We start from the raw sequence: 1,187 nt of genomic DNA on the forward strand, positions 1-1,187 counted from the left end.
ACTAAGGACGTCGGAACGGACTCCGGTAATGTCATGCAAGTGGGGGCTTTTGGGGTTGGAACATACCAGGCTCCAAGGCCAAATGATGCAAATTCATCGTTTATCAGTGACGCCTTTGGAGACACCATTTGGGCTCCGGCCAACGGTTGTGGCTACCAAAGTTCTTACAATACTCAACGAATAGCACAAATGTGGGTGACTACTGGCGGGACCGGGTACTGCCGATTTTTGTTAAACTCGAATCCTCAAACTACAAAAACAGATGCACCGTGGACGGTATTTCAGTCAGCAGGAACATCGGACATTAACTTTAAGAAAGTGACCGGGGATCTGGATTTAAACGAATCGCTGTTAAACATCGCGGCAATGGATTTTAAGACCTTTTACTACCTTGCTGATGAAGATAAAGTCATTCGCCGCGGCGTTATTGCTCAGGAACTGGAAAAGATAGATCCCCAGTATGTTCATTCAGCTGAGAAATCGGGAAAAATGACACTTGACCTCAACCCTCTAGTGCTCGATGCGCTTGCTGCCATCAAAGCCCTGACAATCCGTGTCAGAGAGCTGGAGAAAGAGGCTCAAGCTGTGGCTCCTGTCTCATCCGCTGATTAAAGACAGAATCATCAGGCATATCCAGGCGAACATCGATCCAGCTGTTCACCGGCACGTCCATCGGTTCCCCTTTCGTTTTGACGATCTCCCCCTTATCGCCCAGCAGGTATTTTCGCTTAAACAGGCGGATAGTCAGTCCGCCGTTTTCGGTTTGCTCTGCCTCAACTACACCCAGTTCCCCCATGCCGCCAGGGTCCATTGGCGGCAGTAACTGCCATCCCTCAGATGCAAGGCCTGCCGAACCAGTCAACACATAAACTCCCACATCGAGCCGGGAAATTTCGATCCCTTCAGCTTCGGTATTCGCCGTACCGCAGCCGCACCATGTAAAACCATCCTCAGCAATATCTGAGCGCAGGCATGTATCAGCACTCGCAACGATACGAGCGACCGGAGATGCTGCTTTCAGAGTACCATCACTGGCTTTAGTGGTATTGCCCGTGGTGTAAGCCTCCTGATATGACCAGGATGAGCCACTGTAATACGAGAACCACGTTCGTCTCAGAATGTAAGCCTGATGAATACGTGTTGGACGGCTTCCCCGGTTGACGACTATTGACGTAATACCTGTATTG

2 protein-coding genes are annotated in these 1,187 nt (G+C 50.1%); one reads left to right on the top strand and one right to left on the bottom strand.

Annotated features, from left to right (window positions below; genetic code table 11):
- The coding region (locus ACOT0L_RS23970) for a tail fiber domain-containing protein (protein ID WP_421637283.1) at positions 1 to 612 on the top strand (612 nt) is incomplete at its 5' end.
- Here ACOT0L_RS23970 and ACOT0L_RS23975 read toward each other — a convergent pair.
- The coding region (locus tag ACOT0L_RS23975) for a phage tail protein (protein WP_421637284.1) at positions 557 to 1,187 on the bottom strand (631 nt) is incomplete at its 5' end. The two genes, ACOT0L_RS23970 and ACOT0L_RS23975, sit on opposite strands and share 56 nt — an antisense overlap.

The organism is Enterobacter cloacae complex sp. XAL002 (assembly GCF_049236805.1).
GTDB lineage: Bacteria > Pseudomonadota > Gammaproteobacteria > Enterobacterales > Enterobacteriaceae > Enterobacter > Enterobacter intestinihominis.